The sequence below is a fragment of the Marinobacter caseinilyticus genome, assembly GCF_011074955.1.
Lineage (GTDB): Bacteria > Pseudomonadota > Gammaproteobacteria > Pseudomonadales > Oleiphilaceae > Marinobacter > Marinobacter caseinilyticus.
This window is the reverse complement of the sequence record NZ_WUQJ01000031.1, coordinates 175,248-201,738: the sequence shown is the minus strand read 5'-3', so window position 1 is coordinate 201,738 and position 26,491 is coordinate 175,248. Positions and strand designations below refer to the sequence as shown.

General features: G+C 58.5%; 25 protein-coding genes and 1 pseudogene. 17 read left to right on the top strand and 9 right to left on the bottom strand.

What is annotated here, in order from left to right:
• Nucleotides 1–101: 101 nt before the first annotated feature.
• The 6 genes from GRX64_RS16135 to nirD all read left to right on the top strand — a co-directional run bounded on the left by GRX64_RS16135 (nt 102) and on the right by nirD (nt 7,878).
• Nucleotides 102–1,460, top strand: a complete 1,359-nt coding sequence (locus GRX64_RS16135; protein ID WP_166268765.1) for a CmpA/NrtA family ABC transporter substrate-binding protein — start codon at nt 102–104, stop codon at nt 1,458–1,460.
• A 25-nt stretch (nt 1,461–1,485) separates the two neighbouring features.
• Entirely contained in the window at nt 1,486–2,487 is a 1,002-nt protein-coding gene (locus GRX64_RS16130) for an ABC transporter permease (protein WP_166268764.1), read from the top strand.
• 10 nt (nt 2,488–2,497) lie between these two features.
• Nucleotides 2,498–3,427, top strand: a complete 930-nt coding sequence (locus GRX64_RS16125; RefSeq protein WP_166268763.1) for a nitrate ABC transporter ATP-binding protein — start codon at nt 2,498–2,500, stop codon at nt 3,425–3,427.
• Between the two features lie 272 nt (nt 3,428–3,699).
• Nucleotides 3,700–4,923, top strand: coding sequence for an NAD(P)/FAD-dependent oxidoreductase (locus tag GRX64_RS16120; protein WP_166268762.1), 1,224 nt, complete (start codon nt 3,700–3,702; stop codon nt 4,921–4,923).
• 55 nt (nt 4,924–4,978) lie between these two features.
• Nucleotides 4,979–7,498: a nitrite reductase large subunit NirB gene (gene nirB / locus GRX64_RS16115; RefSeq protein ID WP_166268761.1), complete on the top strand. Its 2,520-nt coding sequence runs from the start codon at nt 4,979–4,981 to the stop codon at nt 7,496–7,498.
• Nucleotides 7,499–7,509: 11 nt separating this feature from the next.
• Nucleotides 7,510–7,878 (top strand): nitrite reductase small subunit NirD, encoded by a 369-nt coding sequence (gene nirD / locus GRX64_RS16110; RefSeq protein ID WP_166268760.1) that lies wholly within the window; start codon nt 7,510–7,512, stop codon nt 7,876–7,878.
• A gap of 58 nt (nt 7,879–7,936) precedes the next feature.
• On the opposite strand, the gene GRX64_RS16105 is transcribed toward nirD, so the two are convergent.
• Together GRX64_RS16105 and GRX64_RS16100 are read right to left on the bottom strand one after the other, a co-directional pair.
• The gene (locus GRX64_RS16105) at nt 7,937–8,338 is read right to left on the bottom strand and encodes an NINE protein (protein ID WP_166268759.1); all 402 of its coding nucleotides are present in this window, start codon (nt 8,336–8,338) and stop codon (nt 7,937–7,939) included.
• Between the two features lie 26 nt (nt 8,339–8,364).
• Nucleotides 8,365–8,535: pseudogene (locus GRX64_RS16100) on the bottom strand (helix-turn-helix domain-containing protein); the annotation flags it as partial.
• A 115-nt stretch (nt 8,536–8,650) separates the two neighbouring features.
• On the opposite strand from GRX64_RS16100, the gene GRX64_RS16095 reads away from it, so the two are divergent.
• The 4 genes from GRX64_RS16095 to GRX64_RS16080 all read left to right on the top strand — a co-directional run bounded on the left by GRX64_RS16095 (nt 8,651) and on the right by GRX64_RS16080 (nt 11,766).
• Entirely contained in the window at nt 8,651–9,355 is a 705-nt protein-coding gene (locus tag GRX64_RS16095; protein ID WP_166268758.1) for a spondin domain-containing protein, read from the top strand.
• Nucleotides 9,356–9,369: 14 nt separating this feature from the next.
• Nucleotides 9,370–10,092, top strand: coding sequence for a spondin domain-containing protein (locus GRX64_RS16090; RefSeq protein WP_166268757.1), 723 nt, complete (start codon nt 9,370–9,372; stop codon nt 10,090–10,092).
• Between the two features lie 183 nt (nt 10,093–10,275).
• Nucleotides 10,276–10,851 (top strand): DJ-1/PfpI family protein, encoded by a 576-nt coding sequence (locus GRX64_RS16085; RefSeq protein ID WP_166268756.1) that lies wholly within the window; start codon nt 10,276–10,278, stop codon nt 10,849–10,851.
• A gap of 153 nt (nt 10,852–11,004) precedes the next feature.
• A complete protein-coding gene (locus tag GRX64_RS16080; RefSeq protein WP_166268755.1) occupies nt 11,005–11,766 on the top strand; it encodes an SDR family oxidoreductase in 762 nt (253 codons plus the stop codon).
• Between the two features lie 77 nt (nt 11,767–11,843).
• On the opposite strand, the gene GRX64_RS16075 is transcribed toward GRX64_RS16080, so the two are convergent.
• From GRX64_RS16075 to GRX64_RS16060, 4 genes are all read right to left on the bottom strand, one after another.
• Entirely contained in the window at nt 11,844–13,124 is a 1,281-nt protein-coding gene (locus tag GRX64_RS16075; RefSeq protein WP_166268754.1) for an MHYT domain-containing protein, read from the bottom strand.
• A gap of 176 nt (nt 13,125–13,300) precedes the next feature.
• The gene (locus GRX64_RS16070; RefSeq protein ID WP_166268753.1) at nt 13,301–14,158 is read right to left on the bottom strand and encodes a PA4780 family RIO1-like protein kinase; all 858 of its coding nucleotides are present in this window, start codon (nt 14,156–14,158) and stop codon (nt 13,301–13,303) included.
• Nucleotides 14,159–14,227: 69 nt separating this feature from the next.
• Nucleotides 14,228–15,337 (bottom strand): diguanylate cyclase, encoded by a 1,110-nt coding sequence (locus tag GRX64_RS16065; RefSeq protein WP_166268752.1) that lies wholly within the window; start codon nt 15,335–15,337, stop codon nt 14,228–14,230.
• A 276-nt stretch (nt 15,338–15,613) separates the two neighbouring features.
• Nucleotides 15,614–16,429: an SDR family NAD(P)-dependent oxidoreductase gene (locus GRX64_RS16060; protein ID WP_166268751.1), complete on the bottom strand. Its 816-nt coding sequence runs from the start codon at nt 16,427–16,429 to the stop codon at nt 15,614–15,616.
• A 234-nt stretch (nt 16,430–16,663) separates the two neighbouring features.
• On the opposite strand from GRX64_RS16060, the gene GRX64_RS16055 reads away from it, so the two are divergent.
• Both GRX64_RS16055 and GRX64_RS16050 read left to right on the top strand, forming a co-directional pair.
• Nucleotides 16,664–17,125 carry an NfeD family protein gene (locus GRX64_RS16055; protein ID WP_166268750.1) on the top strand — a complete coding sequence of 154 codons (462 nt, stop codon included), beginning with the start codon at nt 16,664–16,666 and terminating at the stop codon, nt 17,123–17,125.
• Nucleotides 17,126–17,127: 2 nt separating this feature from the next.
• Nucleotides 17,128–18,162 (top strand): SPFH domain-containing protein, encoded by a 1,035-nt coding sequence (locus GRX64_RS16050; protein ID WP_166268749.1) that lies wholly within the window; start codon nt 17,128–17,130, stop codon nt 18,160–18,162.
• 75 nt (nt 18,163–18,237) lie between these two features.
• Here GRX64_RS16050 and yfbR read toward each other — a convergent pair whose 3' ends face one another.
• Complete coding sequence (yfbR, locus tag GRX64_RS16045) at nt 18,238–18,831, bottom strand: 5'-deoxynucleotidase (RefSeq protein ID WP_166268748.1); 594 nt, start codon at nt 18,829–18,831, stop codon at nt 18,238–18,240.
• 117 nt (nt 18,832–18,948) lie between these two features.
• On the opposite strand from yfbR, the gene GRX64_RS16040 reads away from it, so the two are divergent.
• Nucleotides 18,949–19,743 carry a transporter substrate-binding domain-containing protein gene (locus GRX64_RS16040; protein WP_166268747.1) on the top strand — a complete coding sequence of 265 codons (795 nt, stop codon included), beginning with the start codon at nt 18,949–18,951 and terminating at the stop codon, nt 19,741–19,743.
• A gap of 60 nt (nt 19,744–19,803) precedes the next feature.
• Here the strand turns inward: GRX64_RS16040 and GRX64_RS16035 are convergent, their stop codons facing one another.
• On the bottom strand, nt 19,804–22,746 hold the full coding sequence (locus GRX64_RS16035) for a DUF748 domain-containing protein (RefSeq protein WP_166268746.1): 2,943 nt from the start codon (nt 22,744–22,746) through the stop codon (nt 19,804–19,806).
• Nucleotides 22,747–22,898: 152 nt separating this feature from the next.
• Between GRX64_RS16035 and pdxH the strand changes: the two genes are divergently transcribed.
• The 4 genes from pdxH to GRX64_RS16015 all read left to right on the top strand — a co-directional run bounded on the left by pdxH (nt 22,899) and on the right by GRX64_RS16015 (nt 25,062).
• Nucleotides 22,899–23,534 carry a pyridoxamine 5'-phosphate oxidase gene (gene pdxH, locus GRX64_RS16030; protein WP_166268745.1) on the top strand — a complete coding sequence of 212 codons (636 nt, stop codon included), beginning with the start codon at nt 22,899–22,901 and terminating at the stop codon, nt 23,532–23,534.
• The gene (locus tag GRX64_RS16025) at nt 23,531–24,121 is read left to right on the top strand and encodes a DNA-3-methyladenine glycosylase I (RefSeq protein WP_166268744.1); all 591 of its coding nucleotides are present in this window, start codon (nt 23,531–23,533) and stop codon (nt 24,119–24,121) included. Before pdxH ends, GRX64_RS16025 begins: the two co-directional genes overlap by 4 nt.
• 189 nt (nt 24,122–24,310) lie before the next feature.
• Nucleotides 24,311–24,616: a DUF6482 family protein gene (locus GRX64_RS16020; protein WP_166268743.1), complete on the top strand. Its 306-nt coding sequence runs from the start codon at nt 24,311–24,313 to the stop codon at nt 24,614–24,616.
• Nucleotides 24,613–25,062, top strand: coding sequence for a DUF3429 domain-containing protein (locus GRX64_RS16015; RefSeq protein ID WP_166268742.1), 450 nt, complete (start codon nt 24,613–24,615; stop codon nt 25,060–25,062). The genes GRX64_RS16020 and GRX64_RS16015 overlap by 4 nt, the downstream gene beginning before the upstream one ends.
• Before the next feature lie 70 nt (nt 25,063–25,132).
• Here GRX64_RS16015 and GRX64_RS16010 read toward each other — a convergent pair whose 3' ends face one another.
• Nucleotides 25,133–26,152 (bottom strand): sigma-70 family RNA polymerase sigma factor, encoded by a 1,020-nt coding sequence (locus tag GRX64_RS16010; RefSeq protein WP_166268741.1) that lies wholly within the window; start codon nt 26,150–26,152, stop codon nt 25,133–25,135.
• Nucleotides 26,153–26,491: the final 339 nt, after the last annotated feature.

Genomic DNA, 26,491 nt, shown 5'->3' with positions numbered 1-26,491 from the left:
ACATACGCAGATCAAAGCGATCTGCAGGCATTGGCGCCTGCTCCCCTCTGATGGGGAGTGGGCGTTTTTTTTGGCGGGTACACCACCCCAGGGAGAACAGGATGAAACTTCGACAGTTCGCAGTCGCACTGCTGCTTTTAACCGGCCTCAACACACTGGCCTCGGCAGACATCGGACCGGCCGAAAAGCCGGACTTGAAACTTGGCTTTATTAAACTGACCGACATGGCACCATTGGCCATTGCCTGGGAGCAGGGGTTTTTCCTGGATGAAGGACTATTTGTTGAGCTTGAAGCCCAGGCCAACTGGAAAGTTTTGCTGGACCGGGTCATCACCGGTGAACTCGACGGCGCCCATATGCTTGCAGGTCAGCCGCTAGGCGCCACCATTGGCTATGGCACCAAGGCCAACATCATCACGGCGTTCAGCATGGACCTCAACGGCAACGGCATCACCGTGTCGAACGCAGTCTGGGAGGGCATGAAAGAAAGCCTGCCGATGCAGGCCAACGGGCTACCGGAACACCCGATCAGCGCCGCCTCCCTCAAGCCGGTCGTTGAGGCGTATAAGGACAAAAGCGAGCGCTTTCGCATGGGCATGGTCTTTCCGGTCTCCACCCACAACTATGAATTGCGGTACTGGCTCGCGGCCGGTGGCCTGAACCCCGGCTTTTATTCGCCCCAGACCGGCGATACCAGTGGCACCCTGAAGGCCGATGTTCATTTGTCAGTGACACCACCGCCACAGATGCCGGCAACGCTTGAAGCGGGTACCATCCAGGGCTATTGCGTCGGCGAGCCATGGAACCAGCAAGCTGTATTTCAGGGCATTGGCGTGCCGGTGATTACCGATTACGAAATCTGGCCCAACAACCCGGAAAAAGTGTTTGGTGTGTCAGAGGGCTGGGCCAAGCAAAACCCCAACACCCACTTGCGCATGCTGCGTGCGCTGATTCGGGCCGCCCACTGGCTGGATGAGAACGACAACGCCAATCGGGAAGAAGCGGTCAAAATTCTTGCACGCTCCAACTATGTCGGTGCGGACGAAAAAGTCATTGCCAATTCCATGACCGGTACCTTCGAGTATGAAAAAGGCGATGTCCGGTCGGTTCCCGATTTCAACGTCTTTTTCCGCTACTACGCCACCTACCCATACCCATCGGACGCCATCTGGTACCTGACGCAAATGCGTCGCTGGGGCCAGATCGCGGAAGCCAAGAGCGATGACTGGTACATGAAGACCGCGGCCCAGGTTTACCGCGCGGATATCTATGAGCAGGCGGCCCAGTCGCTGATTGACGATGGCCTGTTAGCGGCCAGCGATTTCCCGGACATGGCCAACGACAATTTTGCCCGCCCACAACAAGGCAAATTGATCGACGGCGTGCCGTTTACACCGGCAACACCCAATGCCTACATCGACAGTTTTGACATTGGGCTCAAAGGTCAGCAGACCCCTTGATCCCGATACTGTCAGGAGATATGCAATGACAACGCTGACGAACACACCATCCGACAAGGTGTCCGCCTCACAGTCCGCCCTTCGGGTGCTGGCCGAAACGTTTTCGGCCCGGGCTCTGGGCGACAGAGCCCAAGCGCTGCTGCTGCCGACCATTGGTCTGGCCCTGTTTGTGGCGTTCTGGCACGTCATGGCGCCCCAGGTGAATACGTCCCTGGGCACTTTCCCGGCGCCGGCGGACGTTTTTGAACAGGCCGGCCAGCTCTGGCAGGAGCACCAGTCAGAGCAGGAGCGGGCCGAGCGCTTTATTACGATGCAGGAAAACCGCAATGCCGGGATTCTGGCCGACAACCCCGACGCCGAAGTGCGGATTCGGGACTACCCCGGTGCCCCGACCTTCTTCAGCCAGATCGGCACCAGTCTGTTGACGGTGCTGTCGGGATTTTTCCTGGCCAGTCTCATTGCGGTGCCGATTGGCATTCTGATCGGGCTCAACCGCTACTTCGCGGCTGCGGTAAACCCGCTGATCCAGATCTTCAAACCGGTATCACCGCTGGCCTGGTTGCCGCTGGTGACCATGGTGGTGTCGGCGACGTACGTCAGTGCCGACCCGATGTTTGAGAAAGCCTTCATCACTTCGATGATCACCGTCACCCTGTGCAGCCTGTGGCCGACGCTGATCAACACCAGTGTGGGCGTGGCGGCGGTCGATCCCGACCTGCTGAATGTATCCAAGGTGCTGCGGCTGTCGTTCTGGACTCACGTCTTCAAAGTGGTGCTGCCGTCCGCCATTCCGATGATTTTCACCGGTTTGCGGGTATCACTGGGCATTGCCTGGATGGTGCTGATCGCAGCGGAAATGCTGGCCCAGAACCCGGGCCTGGGAAAATTTGTCTGGGATGAATTCCAGAACGGCAGCAGCCAATCCCTGAGCCGAATCATGGTGGCGGTACTGGCCATCGGCTTTATTGGCTTTGTGCTCGACCGGATCATGTTGTTGATCCAGAAGAAAGTCGCGTGGAACGAATGAGGAGAGCAGCATGAGTAAATCCCATCTCGAGTTAACCGGCGTGAATATGTCTTTTGACACGCCGGACGGACCCTTTGTGGCGTTGGAGAATATTGACCTGAAAATTGCCGAGGGTGAATTCGTCTCCCTGATCGGTCACTCCGGTTGCGGCAAGTCGACGGTCCTGAACATCGTGGCCGGGTTGCTGCAATCCACCCGTGGCGGCTGTGTACTGGATGGACACGAGGTCAATACCCCCGGCCCCGAGCGGGCCGTGGTGTTCCAGAATCACGCCCTGATGCCGTGGCTTACAGTGTATGAAAATGTCCAGCTGGCGGTTCAGCAGGTATTCCGCAAGACCATGAGCCGCAAGGAGCGTCGTGAATGGATCATGCACAACCTGGAACTGGTCAACATGGGGCACGCGGCGAATAAACGGCCGGGGGAAATTTCCGGCGGGATGGCCCAACGCGTGGGGATCGCACGGGCACTGGCCATGAAACCCAGTGTTTTGCTGATGGACGAACCGTTCGGGGCCCTCGACGCCCTGACCCGCGCCCATTTGCAGGACGCACTGATGGACATCCAGCAGGACCTGAACAGCACCGTCATCATGATTACCCACGATGTAGACGAGGCGGTGTTGCTGTCAGATCGCATCATCATGATGACCAATGGCCCTGCGGCCACCATCGGAGAGGAGCTGGTGATTGATCTGCCACGCCCACGGAACCGGGTCACCTTGGCCAACAACCCCGATTACGTCCGCTGTCGTCAGGCCGTGCTGTCCTTCCTGTATGAAAAGCAGACGTTTCCGAGCAAAGACAAGCCCGCAACCGGCGCGCCATCACCGGCGCCATCTGCCACCGTCTCCGACACTGACCAGCCACCGACCAAGGCGGCGGATACGGCTGCCACCAGCAGCCATGACGCGCAGGCACGGGAGCGCGCCATCGCCTGACCCATCCGGGTGCAAAATGCTCCGGCGTCGAACCAGAGCAGGGCATGCATCCGATGGGCCGAGCACACTGACAAAATCTAACTATATGTTTTATATTGAAATATTAGCTTGGCACGGTTATCGCAGAGTATTCGTTAGAAGCAAAGTGGGCACGGAAGAAAGTCCCGGTCATGGATGACCGGACCACCTGAAAATCGTTATTGGCATTGGCGCCGGACCATCGATTCCCTAACGGGATGAGATGCTCCGGCTTTTTTTGTTGGAGCAGCGCTATGGCTACACACACGTTGGTGATAATCGGGCACGGAATGGTCGCCCAGCGTTTGCTGGAGCGTCTGTCGGAGCAAACCGTGCGACCGTACAGCCGCATTGTGGTCCTGAGCGGCGAACCGGCCGTCGCCTACAACCGTATCCAGCTTTCTGCCTGGCTCGCCGGCGATGCCGACCCCGACAGCCTGACACTCAAACCGGCGGCCTGGTTCCTGAAGCACGGCATTCTGCTGCGACAGGGTGACCCGGTCGTTCGCGTTGACCCAAACACCAGACAGGTCCACACCGAACAAGGCCATACCGAAGCCTATGATCACCTGGTGCTGGCCACCGGTTCACGCTCGGCCCGTCTGGGTCTGGACGGCGAAGACCTGGACGGAGTGGTGGGTTTCCGTGACCTGCGGGACACCCAAAAGCTGATCGACATCAGTCAACGCAACCGCCGCGCCGTTGTCATCGGCGGCGGGTTCCTGGGTCTGGAAGCGGCCGAAGGCCTGCGCCATCGGGGCATGGCCGTTACCCTGCTGCACCGGAGCTCGCATTTACTGAACCGGCAGCTCGATACCGTCGGCGGCGCCCTGCTGAAGGAGATTCTCAGTGCGCGGGGCCTGACCATACAAACCGACACCGCCCCCAGGGCGCTGTTGGGCAGCCAGCGGGTGCGCGCCGTGCAACTGACGGACGAAACCCTGATCAGCACCGACCTGGTGGTCGTCGCCGCCGGCATTACCCCGAACACCGAATTGGCCCAGGCTGCCGGGCTGGCTTGCGACCGCGCCATCTGCGTCGATCATCGGTTGCAGACCAGCGACCCCAGCATTTACGCACTCGGCGAGTGCTGCCAGGTCGATGACCAGACCTTTGGCCTGGTGGACCCCGGCTACCAGCAAGCCAACGTTCTGGCCCAGGTGCTCAGCGGTTCGCTACTGGATGCAACCTACATCCCGGCCATCGTACCGACGCGACTCAAGATCAGCGGCATTCCGATTTATTCCTGCGGCCAGACCCGCCCGGACGACGCCACCGAATCGGTGGTCTGGCAAGACTACAGCAGCAATCGCTATTGCCGGCTACTGATTCGCCACCAGCGGCTGACCGGCGCAGTGCTTTTTGGCGAGACCCGTGACGGGCCCTGGTACGCCGAGCATATCCAGCAGGGCACCGATATCACCGACTGGCGGACGAATCTGGCCTTTGGTCCGGCCTATTGCGAGACACCGGCCTGACGCACCGAGTCACAACCGAATTTTTCTTTTACCGAACACGATGAGAGTGAACACCATGAGCAAGAAAAACCTGATTGTTATTGGCAACGGCATGGTCGGACACCACTTCCTGGAGCAGTTTGCCGACACCCCGGGCGCCGCGAATTACCACATCACGGTTTTCGGCGAAGAGCCGTTACTGGCCTATGACCGCGTGCATCTGTCGGAGTACTTTGGCGAGGCGACCCACGCCGATCTGGCTCTGGGGACCGCCGACTGGTACCGCGACAATCACATTGACCTGCGGCTGAATGAGCAAGTCACCGCCATTGACCGCCAGCACCAGCGGGTCACCACACCCCAGGGTCAATACCCCTACGATGAGCTGGTGCTGGCCACCGGCTCTTACCCGTTTGTGCCCCCCATCGAAGGCAACGATCAGCCGCACTGCCTGGTCTACCGGACACTGGCGGATCTGGATGCGATCCGGGCCAGTGCCGACGGGGTCAAAACCGGCGTTGTCGTCGGCGGCGGGTTGCTGGGACTGGAAGCGGCCAATGCGCTGAAGAGTCTCGGGCTTGAGGCCCATGTGGTGGAATTTGCGCCACGGCTGATGCCGGTGCAACTCGACAGCGACGGCGGCGCCGTGCTGAAACAGAAAATTGTCGATCTGGGCGTCCAGGTGCACACCGAAAAGGCCACCCAGAGCATTGTGCCCGGTGGGCAGGCCCGTCTGCGCATGAACTTCAACGACGACAGCCATCTGGAGACGGACCTGATTGTGTTCTCCGCCGGCATCCGGCCCCAGGACGCGCTGGCCCGGTCGGCCGAGTTGGTGATTGGCGAGCGCGGCGGCATTGTGGTGAACAATCAATGCACCACCTCCGACCCCCACATCCACGCCATTGGCGAATGCGCACTCTGGGAACAAAGGATCTACGGCCTGGTCGCCCCGGGCTACACCATGGCCCGCACCCTGGCGGCCTGTCTCAACGGTGATGCCGAGGCCGCGTTCACCGGCGCTGACATGAGCACCAAATTGAAACTGCTGGGCGTGGACGTCGGCTCCATTGGCGACGCCCATGGCCAGACCCCCGGTGCGCGCAATATTCGCTTCAACGACGAAGCCGCTGGGCACTACCGTCGTATGGTGATCAGCGCCGACGGCAAGACCCTGCTCGGCGCCATACTGGTGGGCGACAATGGTCCGTACGACACGTTGCTGCAGTACGCGCTGAATGGCATCAAATTGCCGGACCACCCGGAAACCCTGATTCTGCCCGAGAGCGAGGGCGGCGCCCCGGCCCTCGGTCCGGACGCACTGCCGGACACGGCCGCCATCTGCTCCTGCCACAACGTTACCAAGGGCGATATTTGCAGTGCCATTGACGCCGGCTGCAGCGATCTGGCCGGCATCAAGTCCGGCACCAAGGCCAGCACCGGGTGCGGTGGTTGCGCCGCGCTGCTGAAAAATGTGGTCGACAACGAGCTCGAAAAGCGCGGCGTCGAAGTCAGCAAAGACCTGTGCGAACACTTTCCGTACAGCCGCCAGGAGTTGTTTCATCTGGTCAAGGTCAATGGCATCCGCACCTTCGACACGCTCATCGAACAGCACGGTAAGGGCCGGGGCTGCGACATCTGCAAGCCCACCGTGGGCTCGATCCTGGCGACCTGCTGGAACGAACACATTCTGGCCACCGATCACGTGCCGTTGCAGGACACCAATGACACCTTCATGGCCAATATGCAGAAGAACGGCACCTACTCCATCGTGCCACGCATTCCCGGCGGCGAAATCACCCCGGACAAACTGATCGTGCTGGGCCAGGTCGCCAAAGATTATGGCCTCTACACCAAGATCACCGGTGGTCAGCGGGTCGACTTGTTTGGCGCCACCCTGAGCGAACTGCCGGAAATCTGGGAGCGGCTTATCGCCGCAGGGTTTGAAACCGGTCACGCCTACGGCAAGTCCCTGCGCACGGTGAAATCCTGTGTCGGCAGTACCTGGTGCCGCTATGGCGTGCAGGACAGTGTCGGCATGGCCATTCGCCTGGAGGATCGCTACAAGGGCCTGCGCTCCCCCCACAAGATCAAGTTTGCGGTCTCCGGCTGCACCCGCGAGTGCGCCGAAGCCCAAAGTAAGGACATCGGCGTGATTGCCACCGAGAACGGCTGGAATCTGTACGTCTGCGGCAACGGCGGCATGCGCCCCCGTCACGCCGATCTGTTCGCCACCGACCTGAACGACGACGAACTTATCCGCACCATCGACCGCGTGCTGATGTTCTACGTCCGCACCGGCGATCGTCTGCAACGCACCAGTGTCTGGCTTGAAAACCTCGAGGGTGGGCTGGCCTACCTTAAAGAGGTGATCCTCAACGACAGCCTGGGACTGGGCGAAGAGCTGGAAGCCCATATAGGCGACATCGTCGGCACCTACCAGTGTGAATGGAAAACTGTCGTCGAAGACCCGGAGAAGCGTAAGCGGTTCCGTGAATTCGTCAACGATGAGCGCAAGGATCCGGTCCAGCACTGGGTCGAGGAGCGCGGCCAACGCCGGCCTGCAGCTACAGAAACCGTGGAAGAAATGGCTTAAGGAGAAACGCTATGAGTCAGCAAAAACAGTGGCAAACCGTGTGTGAAACCGCCGACCTGGTCGCCAATTCCGGCATCGCCGTCTGGACCCCGGCCGGACCGGTCGCCGTGTTCTACTGCCCAGACGAAACACCAAGCCTGTACGCCATTGGCCACTTTGACCCAATCGGCAACGCCAACGTGCTGGCCCGGGGCATTGTAGGCGATATCAAAGGTGAACCGGTGGTGGCCTCACCGTTGTACAAACAGCATTACAGCCTGTTAAGCGGACAATGCCTGGAGGACGCATCGGTCAAGGTGCCGACCTACGCCGTGCAACTGGACGGCGACCAGGTTCAGGTGGCGGTGCATGCCGGCCAGCGCGAGGAATGCGCGGCCTGACCCGCAGTGCAAGCCCGGCGAGCGGTCATACCGGATGCGACTGCTCGCCGGGCCACATTCACTGAACCGGGCTGGCGTTTTGCTCCGACACCTGATCATTCAGGGTCCAGAAGTCGTACAGTACGCCGAGTAAAAACAGACCGCCCGTCAGCAGATAGATCACTCCGCTGATCCACTTGCCCATGTACATACGATGGACGCCAAAGACACCGAGAAACGTCAGCAGCAGCCAGCTGATGTTGTAGCTGGTGTCACCGCTGCGAAACCGGAAGTCGGCCTCCCGGTCCATGCCGGGAATGAGAAACAGATCAATTATCCAGCCGATTAAAAACAGGCCCAGGGTGAAGAACCAAATGGTGCCCGTGATGGGTTTGCCATAGTAGAACCGGTGGGACCCCAGGAAGCCAAAGATCCAGAGTAAATAGCCAAACAATTTGCTGTGCGTATCCGTGTGCGGCATGCGTCTCTCCTATGGCAGAGGTCAAGTTATGGCCCCGGTTCAGGGGCGGAATCAGAGCCTGCTTCGCGAAATTCGCCGGCGGACTTGCCGGTCCATTTCCGCAACGCCCGACTGAAGTTTGACAGATCCGCGTAGCCCAATTCATAGGCAATTTCGCTGACCGCCTGGTGGGTGTCACGCTCGGCCAGTCTGCGCTTCGGAATCTGATGACACTACCCAACAATAAGCAAACCGTGACTCTTTTGTGATGATTGACCAACGCCCGTCGGGTGATACTGGACAGGCACGCTCAAACTGGAAAGGAGTCTGATTATGAACCGTGTCATCCTCGCACTTGCCGTTGCCGTTGCCGCAGCACCGCTATTGTCGCAAGCGGCTGAATTTGATGTTGAAATTCACAATCCAACCCGAGGCATCTATTACACGCCGTTGCTGGTGACGGCACATCCGCCCGATGTAACACTGTTTGAGCCCGGATCGCCGGCGTCCAGTAACCTCCAGGCCATGGCCGAAGGGGGTGACATCTCGGCCCTGGTGGCGGCACTGAATGGGGTGGGCGCCACCACGGTGGCTAATCCGGCCGGTGGCCTGCTGGCTCCGGGCGCAACCACACTGGCCACGGTGAACACCGACAGCGCCACCGCCAACACCCAGCTATCCATCGTCGCCATGCTGCTCCCCACCAACGATGGCTTCCTCGCCCTCAACAACCTGGAGGTACCGACCGAACCCGGCACCTACACCTACAACCTGAACGCCTATGACGCCGGCACCGAAGCCAACAACGAATTGCGTGGCAGCGGTACCCCCGGGCAAGCGGGTATGCCCGTGCCGCCACCACTGGACCCGATACTGGGCAACGGTGGCAGTGGTGCCGCCAGTTCCGCTGAGGGCTATGTCCATATCCACCGTGGCAATCTGGGTGATACCAACCTCATCGGCGGCGCCAGCGACATTGTCAGCACGCTCCACCGCTGGCTCAACCCTGTGGCCCGCGTCACTGTGACGGTGAAATGATCAGGAGGTGCATCATGGTTTTTCACAAACACCTTTGGGTACTGCTGCCACTGGCGGCAACCGTGGCCGGCTGCCATTCCGACACCGAGTTCGTGTTTGGCCCTGGCCAACAGGATTATCGCTACCAGATAACGATCACCAACCTCACGGCCGGGCAACCGTTGTCGCCCGCCACCGTGGTAATCCACACGGCCGACTGGCAAGCCTTCGCATTGGGCGACGCCGCCTCAGTGGCACTGGAAACCCTGGCTGAGTCCGGAGACAACAGTGACTTCCTGGCGACGGCTGGCTTCGATAGCGGGGTGTTGAGCAGTGATTCCGGGTCGGGTGTGATCGGTCCCGGAGCCTCTGAGCAACTGACCGTCACTGCCCGGGCCAGCAATACCACCGAACTGCATCTGACCTGGATCTCCATGCCGGTCAACACCAACGATGGTTTGGCGGCCTTACAGGGCGTGCCCCTGGCCGAACTTGATGTTGGCCAACGCCAAAGCTACCTGGCCATCGGTTACGATGCCGGTACCGAGGCCAATACCGAAACGGCCGCTACGGTGCCAGGCCCGGCTGCCAGCGGACTCGCCGAAGGCTTCAATCCCAACCGCAACGATGTCCGAAACGCCGTCTACATCCACGCCGGAGTGGTGACCCAGGCGGATGGGCTGGCCTCCTCCACGCTCAGCGGCACCCAACGCTGGGACAACCCCATCGCCGTGGTAAGCGTTGAGCGATTGCAATAAGGCCACGGCCACCGACGCAGACCCTCCGCCTCGGTGGCCGTGTTGACGTCGGGCCAGCGGCGAGTGGCTTCCGCCGCCACACAGACTTCATTTGACATGCGCACCCTTTGGGTAAATGGTTCTAGTACACACAAACCTCGTTTACGGAGTCTTACTCGAGGTGTTCAACCCAAGGAGCCTGTTATGAAACGCATACTGATGCTGGTCGGTGATTACGTCGAAGATTACGAGGTTATGGTCCCCTTCCAAGCCTTGCAAGCAGTGGGTTACGAAGTCCACGCCGTGTGCCCCGACAAAAAATCGGGCGAGACCGTCCGTACGGCGATCCACGATTTCGAAGGCGACCAGACGTATTCTGAAAAACCCGGGCACAACTTTGCGGTAAACGCCGATTTTGACGAAGTGGACGTGTCCCGGTACGACGCCCTGGTCGTACCCGGGGGCCGCGCCCCGGAATACCTGCGCCTTAATGACCGGGTGCTCGACATCGTCCGCTTTTTCAATGACCACAAGAAACCCATCGCGGCCATTTGTCACGGCGCCCAGATACTGGCCGCCGCGGGCATTCTGGAGGGCCGGGAGTGTTCCGCATACCCCGCTTGTGGGCCCGAAGTCACTGGCGTCGGCGGCCGGTTCCAGTCCATCGATGCCACCGAGGCCCATGTCGATGGCAACCTGGTGACGGCCCCCGCCTGGCCCGCTCATCCGAAGTGGCTCGCCCGCTTTATGGAGGTGATGGGCGCGCGCATCACGCTCTGACCGCGGCGCGGGGTCACGGCAACGTCAGCGTGACCCCGCGCTTCATCAAGTCCAGTAATGACCCGCCATTAGCCAAACTCAGTTCCGATTGGCGACCGAACCCCCTAAGATGCTCGCATTCATCCATTTCGCGTGCTTAAGGGGAGACACAACATGACAATGCAGTTTACCGGGAAAGTGGCACTGGTGACCGGCGGTGCTGCCGGTCTGGGGCAGGCCACCGCAGAAGCGTTTGCCGCGGCAGGCGCTCAGGTGGTGGTCTCGGATATTGACCGTATTCATGGTGAAGCGGTGGTGGCAGCCATTCGCAGCGCCGGTGGTGACGCCACGTTTGTGGCCTGCAACGTCAGCCGCAGTGAAGATGTCCAGCAACTCGTTGAAGCGGCCCTTGAGACCTACGGACGGCTTGATTTTGCCTTCAATAATGCCGGAATTGAAATTGAGAACAGCAAACTGGCCGACGGCGACGAAGCGGACTTTGACCGCATCATGGACGTCAACGTCAAAGGTGTCTGGTACTGCATGAAATATGAGATTCCGGCCATGTTGGCCCAGGGCGGCGGTGTCATCGTTAACACTGCATCCATTGCCGGTCTCGGTGCGGCACCGAAGATGAGCGTCTACAGCGCCAGCAAACACGCCGTGATTGGCCTCACCAAATCCGCCGCGGTGGAATACGCCAAGAAAGGCATCCGGGTGAATGCCGTGTGTCCTGCGGTAATTGATACTGAAATGTTCCGCCGCGCGGCCGCCTCGGATCCTCGCAAGGCCGAATTTGCCGCCGCCATGCACCCCGTTGGGCGCCTGGGCCAGGCCAATGAGATTGCCGCCGCGGTCTTATATCTGTGTTCCGACGGTGCGGCGTTCACCACCGGGGTCGCCTTGCCGGTCGATGGGGGTGCTACCGCGATCTAAGGCCTTGGTCGGTCAATGACCTGAACTGCGGTTCTGCCTGGCGTTTGACCCAGGCAGAACCGCTGTCCATCTTCAACTCAGCTTGCCGACAATGGCGCCGACAGAGGGTCTTGGTAGGCGGGCGAGATGCGATTGAAGCGACCGATGTTTTTCAGGTCTCCGGTTTTCATCGCGACACGTACCAGCATGCGACTCGAACGCCCCGTATCCGGGAAAACACTCTGGCCTGCCCGCCATACCAAATCCACTCCCTCCGGAGCATCGACGTATTCAGGCAACCGTTTAAGCCGTTCGTACATAGCCTTTTGGTTGGCTTGGGTGTGCCCCTCGACAACGACAATAAAGGTACTCGCCGAATACTTGGCCAAATACGCTGTTGCCGAATCCAGTGCAGCGCGAACCCCGGACGCAATAGCCGCCTGTTCCGGTGCACCTATTGAGGATTCGATATCCCGGTAGTTGGCGATATCCAGGTAAAGCAACGCAAACGAGCGCTCGCTGGCATGGTTTTCCGCAATCAGATTGAGCAAATGGCGGTCAAGAGCGACCCGATTGGGCAATCCGGTGGCTTTGTCCACAAACGCCAGCTGCTGGAGTCTCGAGGCCTCTTCTTCCGCCTGTACGACAGCGACGTTGCGCTTTTTGACATCCACCGCCGAAGCCGCCAACGCCATCACAATCAACACCGCGCTGGTCAATCCCAGCGGGATACCCAACCAATCACCCGATAACAGGTTATCGGCCGCCGGCATGGCGCTGTCCGGGTAAATAACAGCGGCCATACCGGTATAGTGCATGCCACAGATTGCGACTCCCATCACCAGCGCGCCGCCCAACTGCAGGAACAACGCTTTGTTCCCCGTGGATGACTGCAAGGTTCGGCAAATCGCCATGGCCGCCCCAGACGCCGCCACCGCGATGACGACGGAGACCGAAAATATGGCCGGATCGTAAGTGAGGCCGGGGGACATATTCATCGCCATCATGCCCACGTAATGCATGATGGCAATACCACCCCCCATCGCCAGACTGCTTACAGCCAACTGCACCCAACCCACTTTTTTCAAGCTGATCATGTGCAGCGCCAGTCCCGATGCCAGGATCGCAGCCAGCCAGGACGACACAGTCATTGCCAGGTCGTACGTCATCTCAACCGGCATCACATAGGCGCGCATGCCAACAAAATGCATGGTCCATACCCCTGTCCCCATGGATAGGGCCCCCAGGGTCAGCCATAGCCGGCTCTTGATGCCACTGATGGTGGTTAGCTGCGCACCAAAGTACAGTGCACTGTAAGAAGCCAGAACTGCTATTGCATACGATAACAACACCAGCCCGCTGTCGTAAAATCCGACCATGTCGATTCCTCTCCGAAAAAGTTATGTCGCGCAGGCGAACATAAATGCGTGACGCAGGTCACAGTTATTAAAGTCGGAGTTAATACGGGGAAGGTCGAAAATCGGTTGCAGAAAGATTGTTATTGTTGTGTTACAGAATTATAAAAAAACCCGCATCGGCGGGTTTTGAGAATAAGCTAGTCCTCTTCGTCATCATCACGCATCCGGTCCAACCGCTCCAGCTCTTCTTCTTTCGCTGCGTCGATCACCGCCATCAGCTCGCCCACATCGGCGCTGGTGGTGTCATGTTCGAAACAGCCGGTGAGTTTGCTGTCGGCATGGAGGTCGCCGGTTTCGTAGAGTGCCCAGATTTCCTTGCCATAATCGGTGGTCAGCAATTCCGGAGCAAAACGGCCGAAATAACGTCGCATGTTGTCGACATCACGCTCCAGCATGCTCTCCGCACTGTTGTTACCCGCCGCATTGACGGCTTGTGGCAGGTCAATAATGACCGGACCCGCAGGCTCCACCAGCACATTGAATTCCGACAAATCGCCATGAATCAGACCGGCGCTGAGCATGCGAACAACTTCGGCCACTACGCGGGCGTGGTAATCGCGGGCTTGTTCGGGGCTTAAACTGACGTCATCCAGTCTCGGAGCGGCTTTGCCATCGTCATCCGACACCAGCTCCATCAACAAAACCCCGTCCACAAAACCGAACGGTTCCGGCACCCGCACACCAGCGTCGGCGAGTCGATACAGTGCATCCACCTCGGCATTCAGCCAGGCATCTTCCTGTTCTTTCTGGCCATACCGGGTTTTCTTGGACATGGCCCGGGCGCGCCGGCTGTTGCGAACTTTACGACCTTCCTGATATTGCACCGCTTGCTTGAAGCTGCGCTGCTTCGCTTCCTTGAAGACCTTTGCACAGCGGATGCTATCGCCACAACGGACTACATAAACCTGTGCTTCCTTACCACTCATGAGCTGGTGGAGGACTTCATCCACCATGCCATCATCAACCAGGGGCTGTAATCTTTTCGGTATTTTCATAGAACCTTTGGCGTGTAATGCGTTGGCCGACCCTGGACTGGTCTCTCTGCCAGCCCGCTGGTCGTCATGTTAACCGATCATAGTTGTTTCTGAATCCAGTTTGTGTCCGGACTCGGACGTGTCGTCGTGCTCGGACACAATATTTCGACCCGCCCGTTTGCCGCTGTATAGTCGACGGTCAGCGGCTTGGTAGAGCTCATTCTGTTTGTCGGCATCTTTTGGCCAATACGCTATCCCGAATGAGGCGGTCAGTTTAACGGTTTCAGCACCGTACGCCAGTTCGCTTGATTCGATGCGCTGCCGTAGCGCCTCAATTAACGGGTAGGCACCACCATTCTCCACATCACGCAGTATCAGGCCAAATTCTTCGCCGCCAAGACGACCCACAAAGTCGGTATTTCGCAGCCGCTCGGTCAAGCGCCGGCTGATGTGATGCAAAACGCGGTCGCCAGCATCGTGGCCAAAGCTATCGTTGACCTTCTTGAAGTGATCTATATCCATGAGTACCAAGGCAAACGGCGTTTTATTGCGCAAGGACTCGTTGACCGTACGCGCCAGGGTGGCCTGAAAAGTACTGCGATTCGCCAAGCCCGTCAGGGCGTCGGTTTCCGCCAGGCTGACCAATTTGTCCTGGGCCTCCGCCCGGCGAGTTTCATACAAGTGCATAAACGCCAATACCAATACAGCACAAAACAAAGGGTTTAACAGATCGATCATCACGCGGGCACTGTCGATGGCGTCCAGGTGAAGGTAAAAGAACACGCTCCCCGCCAGCATGAACGGGGTTGCCAATAGAAAGCCCGCAATTTTGCCCAGCAATAGATAGGACAATACCGGCATGATGAAAATCCACACAAACGCCGTCGTTGACGCCTGGGGCTTAGCAATAATGTAGACCAGAAAACAAAACGCAAAGATCAGATAGCCATGAATCCACCAACGCAATTTTTTCGTGTTTTTAAGCTGGAACGAGCTAATCAGCAGCACCGCGCTGGCACTGAGTTCGCCGAGCGCCAGCAGAGCATTGGCGTTAAGGAATTGCAGGCAGGCGAAAACCACCAGCATAGCAGAGGTTGCCAGGAAAATGAGGCGGATGAGAGACCGGCGATGTCTGTCTCGAAGGCCAGATTGGCCGCCGCTCAACGACCCGTATGGTTCGTCTTGCTGGAGTGGCTCCATTGCTGTTTTTGTTTCCCTGATAAAGGGAGCCCACAGCGCCCTTGTGCGACGAGCCTGCCCGATTTTCAGGCATTGAGTTTGACCGCCGGCATCGTGCAAAAATGGTTATGAGCGTGCATGAGGCTTTGAGTATAGAGCCTGCCAGCATGGCTTGCCAGAATCCTCCGGGTTCCGGAACTCGGGCGCTTGAGAGCCACACCGAAACAGGGATCGACCGCGGCTCTGGGCGTCATCCTGCCCCAGGCCTTGAATTCCCTTGTCCCGAATAGGCTGGATTCAAAGGTACATGTTTTTCCTGGAAAATCGCTCAACCAAAGGCTGATACGCGGACCCCAACAAGCGGTTAATGGCATCGATTCCCCAGGCATCCGGACCCACCAGAATTCGCGACTCATTTTTTAGAATTCCTTTGAGGATGGTGGCGGCGGCCTTTTCCGGCGAGGTCATCGCCAATTTGTCGAACCCCTTACGCAGCGCCTGAATATTTTCGGACTTACCCATCCGTGCTGCATTGGCGATGTTGGTGCGAATGCCCCCCGGGTGCACACAACTGACCGAAACCGGCTGCTTTTCCAGTTTCATTTCCTGACGCAGGGCTTCAGTGAAGCCACGGACCGCAAATTTGGCCGCGTTGTAGGCACTTTGCTTGGGTACGCCGATCAGGCCAAAGACACTGGAGATGTTAACCACGTGGCCATCGCCAGACGCGATGAGGTGGGGTAAAAAAGCGCGCGTGCCATGGGAGACGCCCCAGAAGTCGATGTCCATGACCCACTTGAAGTCCTCATCCGTCATCTCCCGAACCGAGGCCGATAACGCAACACCGGCATTGTTGATCACCAGATTCACCTGACCAAAATCCTGTGCCACTTGCTCGGCATGAGCGTAGATCGCGTCCCGGTCGGACACATCCAGAGCATAGATTTTGACCTCGACCGCAGCACAGTCAGCGGCCGTTGCTTTCAGGCCGGCCTGATTCACATCGGACAATGCCAGCCGGCACCCTTGAGCGGCCAGCGATTTTGCCAGTGCCCGACCGATGCCCGAGCCGGCGCCGGTAATGACGGCAACCTTGTTTTTCAGATTCTTCATGAGCCAGGACCTCTTGTTTAAAGCTTTCATTAAAGCAGACACTTTAATCTTGGGATACTCTACCCGTTCAATGGGGATCGGATACAGCAGATAATCACCCGCGAAGATGATGTTTCAATCAGTCCGACCGCAAGTGATTGGCGATTAGATACCCTTTCATTAAGCTGATATTCTTGCCGCTGGGCCACACGGCCCCACACGTTCTACCCCACCAATGACGATTGGAAACTCGAAATGGAATGGAGTCTTGCGCATTTCTGGCTGATTCTGGCGCTGGTGCTCAGCCTGGCGGAACTTACATCCGGCGTGCTGGTGCTGTTAGCGTTGGGCATCGCCGCGGGCGTCACCGCGCTGTTGGCTTATCTGGGCGTGTCCTTTTACTGGCAGTTGGTCGGTATGGGCGTGCTGTCTGGCATCCTGGTGCCGGTCGCGATCCGTTTTATTCGCCCGCTCTTTTCCCCCAAGGGTGTCGCCTACGGCACCACCGGCACGGGGGTCGAGCAGGGTCTCAAATACCGCACCCTAAGACGTGAATTCGACAATGCCACCGGTATTAAAATAAATGGCGACTTTTACCGCCTGCGCGTCCTGGAAGATGGCCGCACTGAATTACCGGAAGGTACCGAGGTTATTTTCGAGCAGTTCGATGGCACCACCGCCATTGTTCATTGTGATATTACCAACAAGGAACTTTAAGCATGGATACGATTCTCACACCCGGACTCATCCTGAGTCTGATCATCGTTGTTATCGGCATTCTGATCATTGCCAAAGGGCTGGTGATCGTGCGGCAATCGGAGGTGATGGTGATCGAGCGGCTGGGCTCATTCAATCGTGTGCTCGAAAGCGGCGTCAACATCATCATTCCGTTTATTGAACGACCCCGTCCGATCACCATGATCCGCTATGTAAAGCTGGGCGAGGACTATCACGCCTCCAGCAGCGATGAAGTGAGGATCGACCGGCGTGAAACGGTGATGGACTTCCCCGGCCAGCACGTGGTCACCACCGACAACGTGACGGTCACGATCAACGGCGCGCTGTACTACCAGATCATAGATCCACGCCGGGCGGTGTATGAAGTAGCCAACATGAGTCAGGCCGTCGAGGTATTGGCCAAGACCACTTTGCGGTCCGTGGTTGGCAAAATGGAACTGGACAAGCTGTTTGAATCCCGCTCGGAGGTGAACAGCGCCATCCAGGCCGAAATGGAAGAAGCGGCCTCAAAGTGGGGGGTCAAACTCACTCGGGTGGAAGTTCAGGACATCAACATGCCGGAGGAAGTCGAGGAGGCCATGCGCCTGCAGATGGCGGCCGAGCGTAAACGCCGGGCCACCGTGACCGAAGCCGAAGGTGAGAAGTCAGCGGCCATTGCCATGGCTCAGGGTCAGCGGGAATCCGCCATTCTGAATGCCCAGGGCGACAAGGAAGCGGCCATTTTGCGTGCCCAGGGTGAGCAGGAATCCATCAAACTGGTCTTGAATGCCATTGGTGAGACTGAGGAAAACAAGCGAACCGTTGTGGGTTATCTGCTGGGCCAGAGCTACATCAAGGCATTACCGACCATGGCCAAAGACGGTGAGCGGGTGTTTGTGCCTTACGAGTCGTCCGCGCTTTTGGGCTCCATGGGCATGTTCCGGGAAATGGCCGGCAGCCCTGAAGATTCGGTCCGCCAAGCTCTGCAGCGGGACGGTTTGCGCGGCGGCATGGTCGCCTCCAGCGGCGGCGCCTAGCCCTCGGCCAACCGGTACACCGGCGCCCCTTGTGCGTGCCGGTGACCGGTAGATCCCGCCCTTGGGATCGTCAACTTACTCCAGCAAGTGATCCAGCGGCCGTTGATAACTCGGCGCGAAGACCTCCAGAAAATACAGCACCTCCGGCAAGGCTTCGGTTTGCAAACGTTTGTAAATCTGGCTCGCGGCTGGCTCAAATTCTTTGTTGCCTGCCTGAATCTCAGCCTGACACTTAAGCCATGCGGATAACCGGTCCGCCGCTTTGATGATCTCCTGAACGGCCGGCGCCCAGGCCGACTCCGTCACATACGGCACAAAATCCGCGCGCAAATCAGCCGGCAACAACGCCAGCAACTCAGCCTGAGCTTTGTGTTCAATATCGCCAAACGCCTCCCGCATAACCTTCGAGTGGTATTTGATGGGTGTTGGCATGTCCCCGGTAATGACTTCCGCGGCGTCGTGATACAACGCGGCGGTGGCAATGTGTTCCGGATTGACGGTCCCTGCGAAATGCCGGTTGCGAATCAGTGCCAGGGCATGGGCCAGCGTTGCCACTTCCCAGGAATGGGTGGCCACATTTTCTTCAATGGCGTTGCGCATCAGTCCCCACCGGCGAATCCATCGCAAGCGGGCAATATAGGCAAAAAAATGGCTCTTTGGCCGACTCATGGTTGAAACCTTTTACAGTGTTTTTCAGAGTTATTGTGGCTAAGCACGCCACAAATGCTACGCTGAATTGAAGAAGTGAAATGTTGTTCATTTTATGGTTATCGGCAACAGGACGCTATGAAATCGATTGGAAACATCCTCTTCGCTGGCCTGGTATTAAGCTGTGGGGCCGCCGTTGCCGAGTCCCGCGTTGTGATTGGCGCGTATAATTTTCCACCCATCGCCTCAGTAACCACCACAGGGAAAGTATCAGGCCTACTGGCCGACCTGGTGAACGAGTTGAATACTCGCCAGTCAGACTATGCGTTCGTGTTGTTCAAAACCGCCCCCAAACGGCGCTATCTGGACTTTCAACAAGGCCATTACGATACTATTTTCTTCGAAAGTACACAGTGGAGCTGGCAAGCGGTTGAGAACCAGGCAACACCACCGCTATTGATGGACGAAGACGTGTATGTGGCGCTCAAAAAGCCCGGGCGCGACCAATCTTTTTTCGATCATCTGCCACAACGCCGGATAGTCGCCATGCTGGGCTATCACTATGGTTTCGCCAATTTTGAAACCGATGAGCAACGCCTGCGTCAGAACTTCGATATCTTGCTGTCCCACAATCACCGACGCAATATTGAACTGCTATTGATTGACCGGCCCTCGGCGGCCGAAATCGCGATCGTCAGCCGGTCTTATCTGGCGCTCCATTTCACTCTGAACCCGACGGATCAAGCGCGATTGCTGATCTCAAACAAGGTGGATCAGCGCTACGCCTTGCGAGCACTGACACGCCCTGACGGACCGATCAGTGCCGACACCCTGATGGCGCTGTTGAACCCGTTGATTCAAGACGGCACCTATGCCGCGCTGGTCAAGCGCTACAACCTTCAACTGCCCGATGCACTCAGCACCAAGCCCTGACACCATGCCGGCCACAGTAACCGCAAACCCCTGTGGTGTCCGCACCGGCCACGCAAGTCGCTACCGTACGTCCAGTTGAAACTGCACAGTGACCTGCTGCTGGCCATTGTTTACCGGTGCATCCAGCAAAGGGTCCAGCAGGTAAAGCTGCTCCTGTGGTGTGTCATAGGAGTCCAGCAAGCGACGCTGGATGTTGGTTCCCCGTACAGCGGCCAGCGATTGCAACGCCTCTGACGATATTGAAATATTCTGCCCAAGCGCCGCTACCAGGGCGGCCTCCCAGGCAGCACCGCTGGCGTTTTGACCGGTATTCCGAGCCTGTTGTTTCAGCGCGGCCAGCGCTTCGGCTCCGGAGGACTGTTCATAGGCCTGCTCGAGCCGTTCGATACGGGACGACAGGGGCGTACCCTGACCCAGCCCCAGGCGCTCAAACACCTGCTGCCGCTTCAACCCTGGCCTGTCCAATTCCGGGGCAACCGCACCCCGGATGTTGAGCAACAGCTCGGACCGCTCTGACAACACCTTGGCCAGAGCCGCCACTTTTTCCTGTTCCTTGGGCGCCAGTTCCGACTCGCCTGGATTGAAGGCGATGGTGCCCAACTCGGCACCGGACAATCCAGCCAGGTCAACGACGGAGCCCAGCACACTGAAAGGCGACGTCGCCGCTTTCACCACCAGGTTCACGAAGGTGCTCATCATCACCTGACCGAGACGGAAATCGGGATCGCTCAGGTTGCCCTCAATGGGTAGGTTGATATCAATGACGCCATTGCCGTCACGCAGCAACGCCAGTCCCAGCTTGACCGGTGCATTCACCGCCAGGTCGCTGTTTATCGGTCCGCCCAGTTCCATTCGATCCAATGTCACCTGGTTTTTGCCGTTCAGTAGGGTGCCGTCAATACGGTAATCGAGATTCAGTGCCAATTTGCCACTGTCGATACTGTACCCAAGATAGCGCCCCAGATAGGGGCTCAGTTGCGGTAACGACAACTGGCTCAGGGTGAGTTTCAGGTCGCTGCTGCTGTCGGCGCCCAGCGTGCCAATCGAACCGTCAACCTGTATCGCACCGACGTCGCCAACACGTCCGTTAATGGCGACTTTGGCCTGCTGCGGCGGAATGTTGCTCAACCCTGTCACCGTGCCGTCGAGATCGCTGAGCTGGGTGGTAAACACCGGTTGTACCGACCGGTCGGAATAGTCAACCTGGCCCTTGTCCAGGACAAACTCTCTGACCCGAAAAATAACGGCGGGGGTGGTGCCTGTCGCCGCAGCTGACTCGGCCGATGCCGGAGGCTCTGCAGACGGCTTTGGCGAGCCTTCCGAGGCGGTCATAATACGCTGAACATTATGATTGCCGCTTTCCAAACGGGCGACCGACACCCGGGGTTCGCTGAGGGTGATTTTGCCAATTTCCAGCCGCGCCGGTGCGAGATTGTATTCAATCGGCTCAAGCACCAGGCTGCTCCAGGCAATCAGCGGTGTGTCGCTGTCTGGCAGCAGAGCATCGAGATTTTCCACCCGACCGCGGCCACTGAAGGTGCCGGTCAATGGCTCGGTCTGGCCATCCAGGTCAATCGAGCCGTCGAAGCTCAGCCGTCCGTCCCGGATCTTGAGCGCCGCCGATTCCCGGATGTAGGGTTCGAAGGCCGCCAGCGCCAAGCCCTGTGCCGACAATGAGGCTTCCAGAGTAAACGGCTGCAGCGTCGCCTGGCCCTGGAACGACACATCGCCGCCATCCGCCACGTTAAACGCCAGAGCATAATCCACCGGTTGCTCAAGTTCATCGCTTAATTCCGTCAGGCTCAGGTTGATCGCGTCCAGCGAGACATCCGCCGCCACCACGGGTTGCTCGTCGAGCCAATGCAGGCGGCCGTCTGCAACCTCGATGGCCTTGACCGACCAGCGGAACGGTTGGGATGGTGGCGCTTGTGGGGCATCGACCGCGTCGGCGCTGCCGGCCTCCTCCGAGTTGAGGGGCGCAAGCAGGTTGAGAATACCCTGAGCGTTGCGCTGGACCGTCATCGCGGCGTTGCGGAGCGCAATTTTGTCAATGGCCAACTCACGGCCCAGAAGATCAAATTCAAACCCGTCGACATCGATATCGGCGTTTTCCAATGCGGCCGGATCATCGTTCTCTGCCGTCGCCACTGAGAGTCCGCGAACATTGACCACGCCATCGCGGGTCACCAGTGCCAATTCGTCGACCCACGACAACTGGTAGTCGGTGGTGACTGACACGGTGCCACTGCGTAACGAGTAGGGCACAGCATCGCGGGCAAAGTGCCATAAGGTAGGGTATTCCAGATTGTTTACCGCGATCCGCCCGGACGACGTCAGGGGCGCAAAGCTGAGGTCGCCCTCCCAGGTAATGGTCTGTTCACCAATCGCAGCATTCAAGCGGTAATCACTGCTGCCTTCCCGCGCATAAGTGGCGAGGTCCGTGAGTTCAATCGTCAGCGGCTGGATGCGAAATTCGGCGTCACGTCCCTGGCTGAAATCCCTCAGGTTGATGTCGCCATTGTTCAGTGAAATCCGGCCAAAATACAGCGCCGGCGCGCCACCGCCGGAGTCCTCAGCGTTGGCGTCATCCGCATCCGCGGGATTATGGGTTTGCCAGTCGCGGCTGAAATTGACGCCATAGTCCTGCAACAGATCGATACGGATAAAAGGCTGATCCAGCGTGATGTGCTCGAATGCGATAACACCGTTTATTAACTGCCAAAGGCTAAGATTGGCGCTTAAGCTATCAAAGTTCAGTACCGGCTCGTTGGCGCTATCCGTTGCCGCAAAGCCGGTGGCCTCCACCGAGAACGCAAACGGATTGACCCGAATATCATCGACCGTGGCCGACCAGCCCATGTGCGCCTGCATTCGCTTTGGCAACTCCCGTTCAAGCCACCAGGGCAGGAGGCCAGCACCCAATAGGCCATAACCGAATACCAGCAACGCCAACCATATTACGAGCTTTTTGTACCAGGGTCCTGAGGTCTTCGCAGTGGTCAACGTGGGTCTCCTTAAGTGTTGGCCGATGGGTGTCGCTGTAAAGACTATACCGCGACGGTCCGTCGCATTTCCATTCAGCGCCAATCCTGAAAGAATAGAGCACCGTATGCCTTCAGAGCGAATTTCTATTCATCCAATTCAGGACTGTACCGATGGACATAGGTGAGATGCGCCGTGAATTCGAGAGTGACGGCCTCGACCGTGACGACCTGGATGCCAACCCCACCCGGCAATTCGAGCGGTGGTTTACGGATGCCCGGGAGGCGGGAATTCTGGAGCCCAATGCGATGTCCCTGGCCACCAGCGATCGAGATGGCGTGCCTGACCTGCGGACGGTACTGCTGAAATACTTCGATGATCAGGGCTTTGTCTTCTACACCAACTATGGCAGCCGCAAGGCCCGGGAATTGAGTGATAACCCGCAAGCGGCCCTGCTGTTTCCTTGGATTGGACTGAACCGCCAGGTCATCATTCAGGGCCGCGCGGAAAAAGTCAGCAAGGCGGAATCCCTGCGCTACTTTGCGTCCCGGCCCCGGGGCAGCCAGATTGGGGCCTGGGTGTCGGAACAAAGCAAGGTCATTTCCTCGCGCGGGTTGCTGGAACAGAAGGTGAATGAAATCAAACGCAAATTTGCAGAGGGCAGCGTGCCCCTGCCCTCGTTCTGGGGCGGCTACCGGATCATACCGCACCGGATCGAATTCTGGCAGGGTCGGCCCAGCCGCCTGCATGACCGTTTTGAGTACCTGCGCCAAGGCGATGGCTGGCTGATTCAGAGGTTGCAACCATGACCGACGTTGCGACCAGTGCCAAACGCTGCCCCTGGTGCGGCACCGACCCTCTTTACGTGCAGTATCACGATCAGGTGTGGGGACGGCCCGAATACGATGACCGGGCGCTGTTTGAAAAACTCTGCCTCGACGGCCAGCAGGCGGGCTTGAGCTGGATCACCATCCTGCGCAAGCAACAGAGCTACCGCGAGGCTTACGACGACTTCGATCCCGAGAAAATCGTCCAGTACGACGACGCCAAAATTGAGAATCTGCTGCACGACTCGGGCATTATCCGGAATCGATTGAAGGTACATTCCATTATTCGTAATGCCCGCGGATACCTGAGCCTGCAAGAGCAGGGCGTCTCGTTCGGCGCATTTCTCTGGTCGTTCGTAAATGACCGTCCGGTTCAGAACGCCTGGCAGTCCATTGCCGAGGTTCCGGTTTACACGGCGGAAGCCGAGGCAATGTCCAAAGCCCTGCGCAAGCATGGCTTTAACTTCGTCGGCCCCACCATTGTGTATGCCTTTATGCAGGCAACCGGAATGGTCAATGATCACCTGGCACATTGTCCGCAGCACTCGGTGTGCCGTGCGCTGGCCTGAGGTCTCGCGACTCAGACCGACGGCCCACTGGATAACACGCAGTCGGTCATGACGAACGGAACCCTCGGCGTGCCGGCGCCTTCCGTTCCGTGACCAGCACACCACCGAAGTTTCCCTGACCCAGGTTGATCTTGAATTCTGTAACGGTCGTATTGCCTCCCATACACCGGAATACGGAGCAGGATCGTTGTGAGAATTTCGCTGACAGACCTCCGGTCGATGGAGAACCCCACCATCGATCTGTTGGAAATTCTATCTCTGGAAGGCCAGCGCTACATGGCCAGGCTGCACATTGACGGGCGCGTTCTCGTGCTGTCCGATTCCTCCCAGACCACCACACTGTTCCGGAGTAGTTGGGAGGTTCAGAACGTGCTGAGCGCCTTTACCGTACGGCGAACCGACGTGGTGCACTCGTCCGCTTACCATGAGATGGTCGGCATGGCCACGGCGGAGATTGCGCCCATGAGAATTCGTATCCAGGGGCATCGGACGTGATCGCTGTCGCTCGCCTGGCCAATGCCATCGGACTGCTCGGCCTGTTACCCTTTATTCTGGGCGCGCTGGCGGTGTTTATCTGGCCCGCGCACAGCCTTCAAATTACCCACTATTTCTATATTTACAGCGCCGGTATTCTGGCTTTCATGGCTGGTGTTTATTGGCCAATCGCCTTGCAGCTTGAGAATCGCTGTTTCCCGCTGTCTCCGCTGACCACTATGGTCATCAGCCAACTGTTTTTCCTGACCGCCGGCATTGGGCTGCTGCTTCCCATGCACCTGCAAATCATTATTTATCCAATCGCCTATCTGGCGCTCTATGTCGTCGATGTGCGCTGGATGAAACTGTATTGGCCCGCCTGGTATCGGCAATTACGGCTGATTCTCACCGGTGTTGCCATTCTCTCCCAAGCGGTTGTCGCTGGCTGGCTGCTTTCGGTCCATTAAGGCGCCGCACTCTCTTTCGCATTGGCCCCGCGACGCAGTCCTGACCGGCAACAAGATACCAGCCACTCGACTACCGGCCGCTCGCCCAGCTTCCGCTAACCACCCGTTCGCCCAAGTCAGCGTAGCGTTCCTGAAGCTTGGCCAGTGCGGTCTTTTCAATCTGACGAACCCGCTCCCGACTGATGCCCAGATCGTCCGAAATGACCTGCAACGTTTCCGGTTCTCGCCGGTTCAATCCGAAACGCCGGCTCAATACGGATTGCTCGCGAACGTTTAATTCCGCCAGAATGGTGTCCAGAATTCGTCGCCGATCCCTCGGCACCAAGGCCTCTTCCGGCGCCTCCTCCTCACCAAGACTCAGGCTGTCGCCAATGGACAGAGATCCCTCGTCGGTAACCGGCGCATCGGTAGACACTTCCGCGCCGGTATAACTGATCAACTCCGTGACCCGACTGGGTGAAACCTCCAACTCACTGGCGAGTTCGCTTTGCCTCGGTGTGCGCCCCAGCTCGCGATGCAGCCTGAGCGTGGTGGCCTGTAAAGCACGGATTTCATCCACCACGTGGTCCGGGGTGCGCACCACCCGGTGGCCGCGCTTGAGGCATCGTTTGACCTCCTCGCTGATCCACCAATAGGCATAGGTCGAGAACCGGAAGCCTTTGCTGGGATCGAATCGCTCAACCGCTTTGATCAAGCCGATATTGCCGTCTTGAATAACATCGGACATTGGCAATCCACGGGTAACGTGGCGCCGGGCAATGTGTACCGCCAGCCGCAAGTTACTTTGAATGAGCAGCTCGCGACTGGCGCGGATCAGCCGATAGGCGCGCCTGGCGTGCAAACCGGTCAAATCGGATTCCGCTATGACGCCGACCACGTCCCGGATGGTGCGCGGAATATCCTCGCCCAGGCCACGCTCGGCCGCGACAATATTGAGGCAGCGGCTGAGCCGACGGCTCAGTTTGCGTTCATTGGGCTCGGTCAGCAGGGCGTGACGGGAAGCATCCCGAAAGTAGTGTCCCACCAACGTTTCGGGCTCTGAGTAGGGGGCGGTGCGGGTGGTGGGGGGCTGCGGATGAAGTTCACTCATGGCATCGATCCGGGTTGAAAATAGTGTCTGAGAATACGATCAGAATGCGGTCATGGATTGCCCGGTTTGGCGCCGGCTCTGGGCTCGGCGGTGGCTCCCGCACCCTTTGCCCATCGCTACCGAACCACCGTGCTGCGGGACAGCGCTGTCGACAAAGCGTCGAGCGCGGAGGGGCGAATCCAGCCGGGCGGGATGCGTGCGTTTTGGAGGTGGGAATAAACAAGGGACGGTGACCGGGGCCACCAGACATCTCAATGCCCGGCACCCCGGTCAGGAGGCAAAACACCCTCCATTATCCGGAGTCGGAGCGACCAGTCCGAACCCGGATAAGTCAGCAGG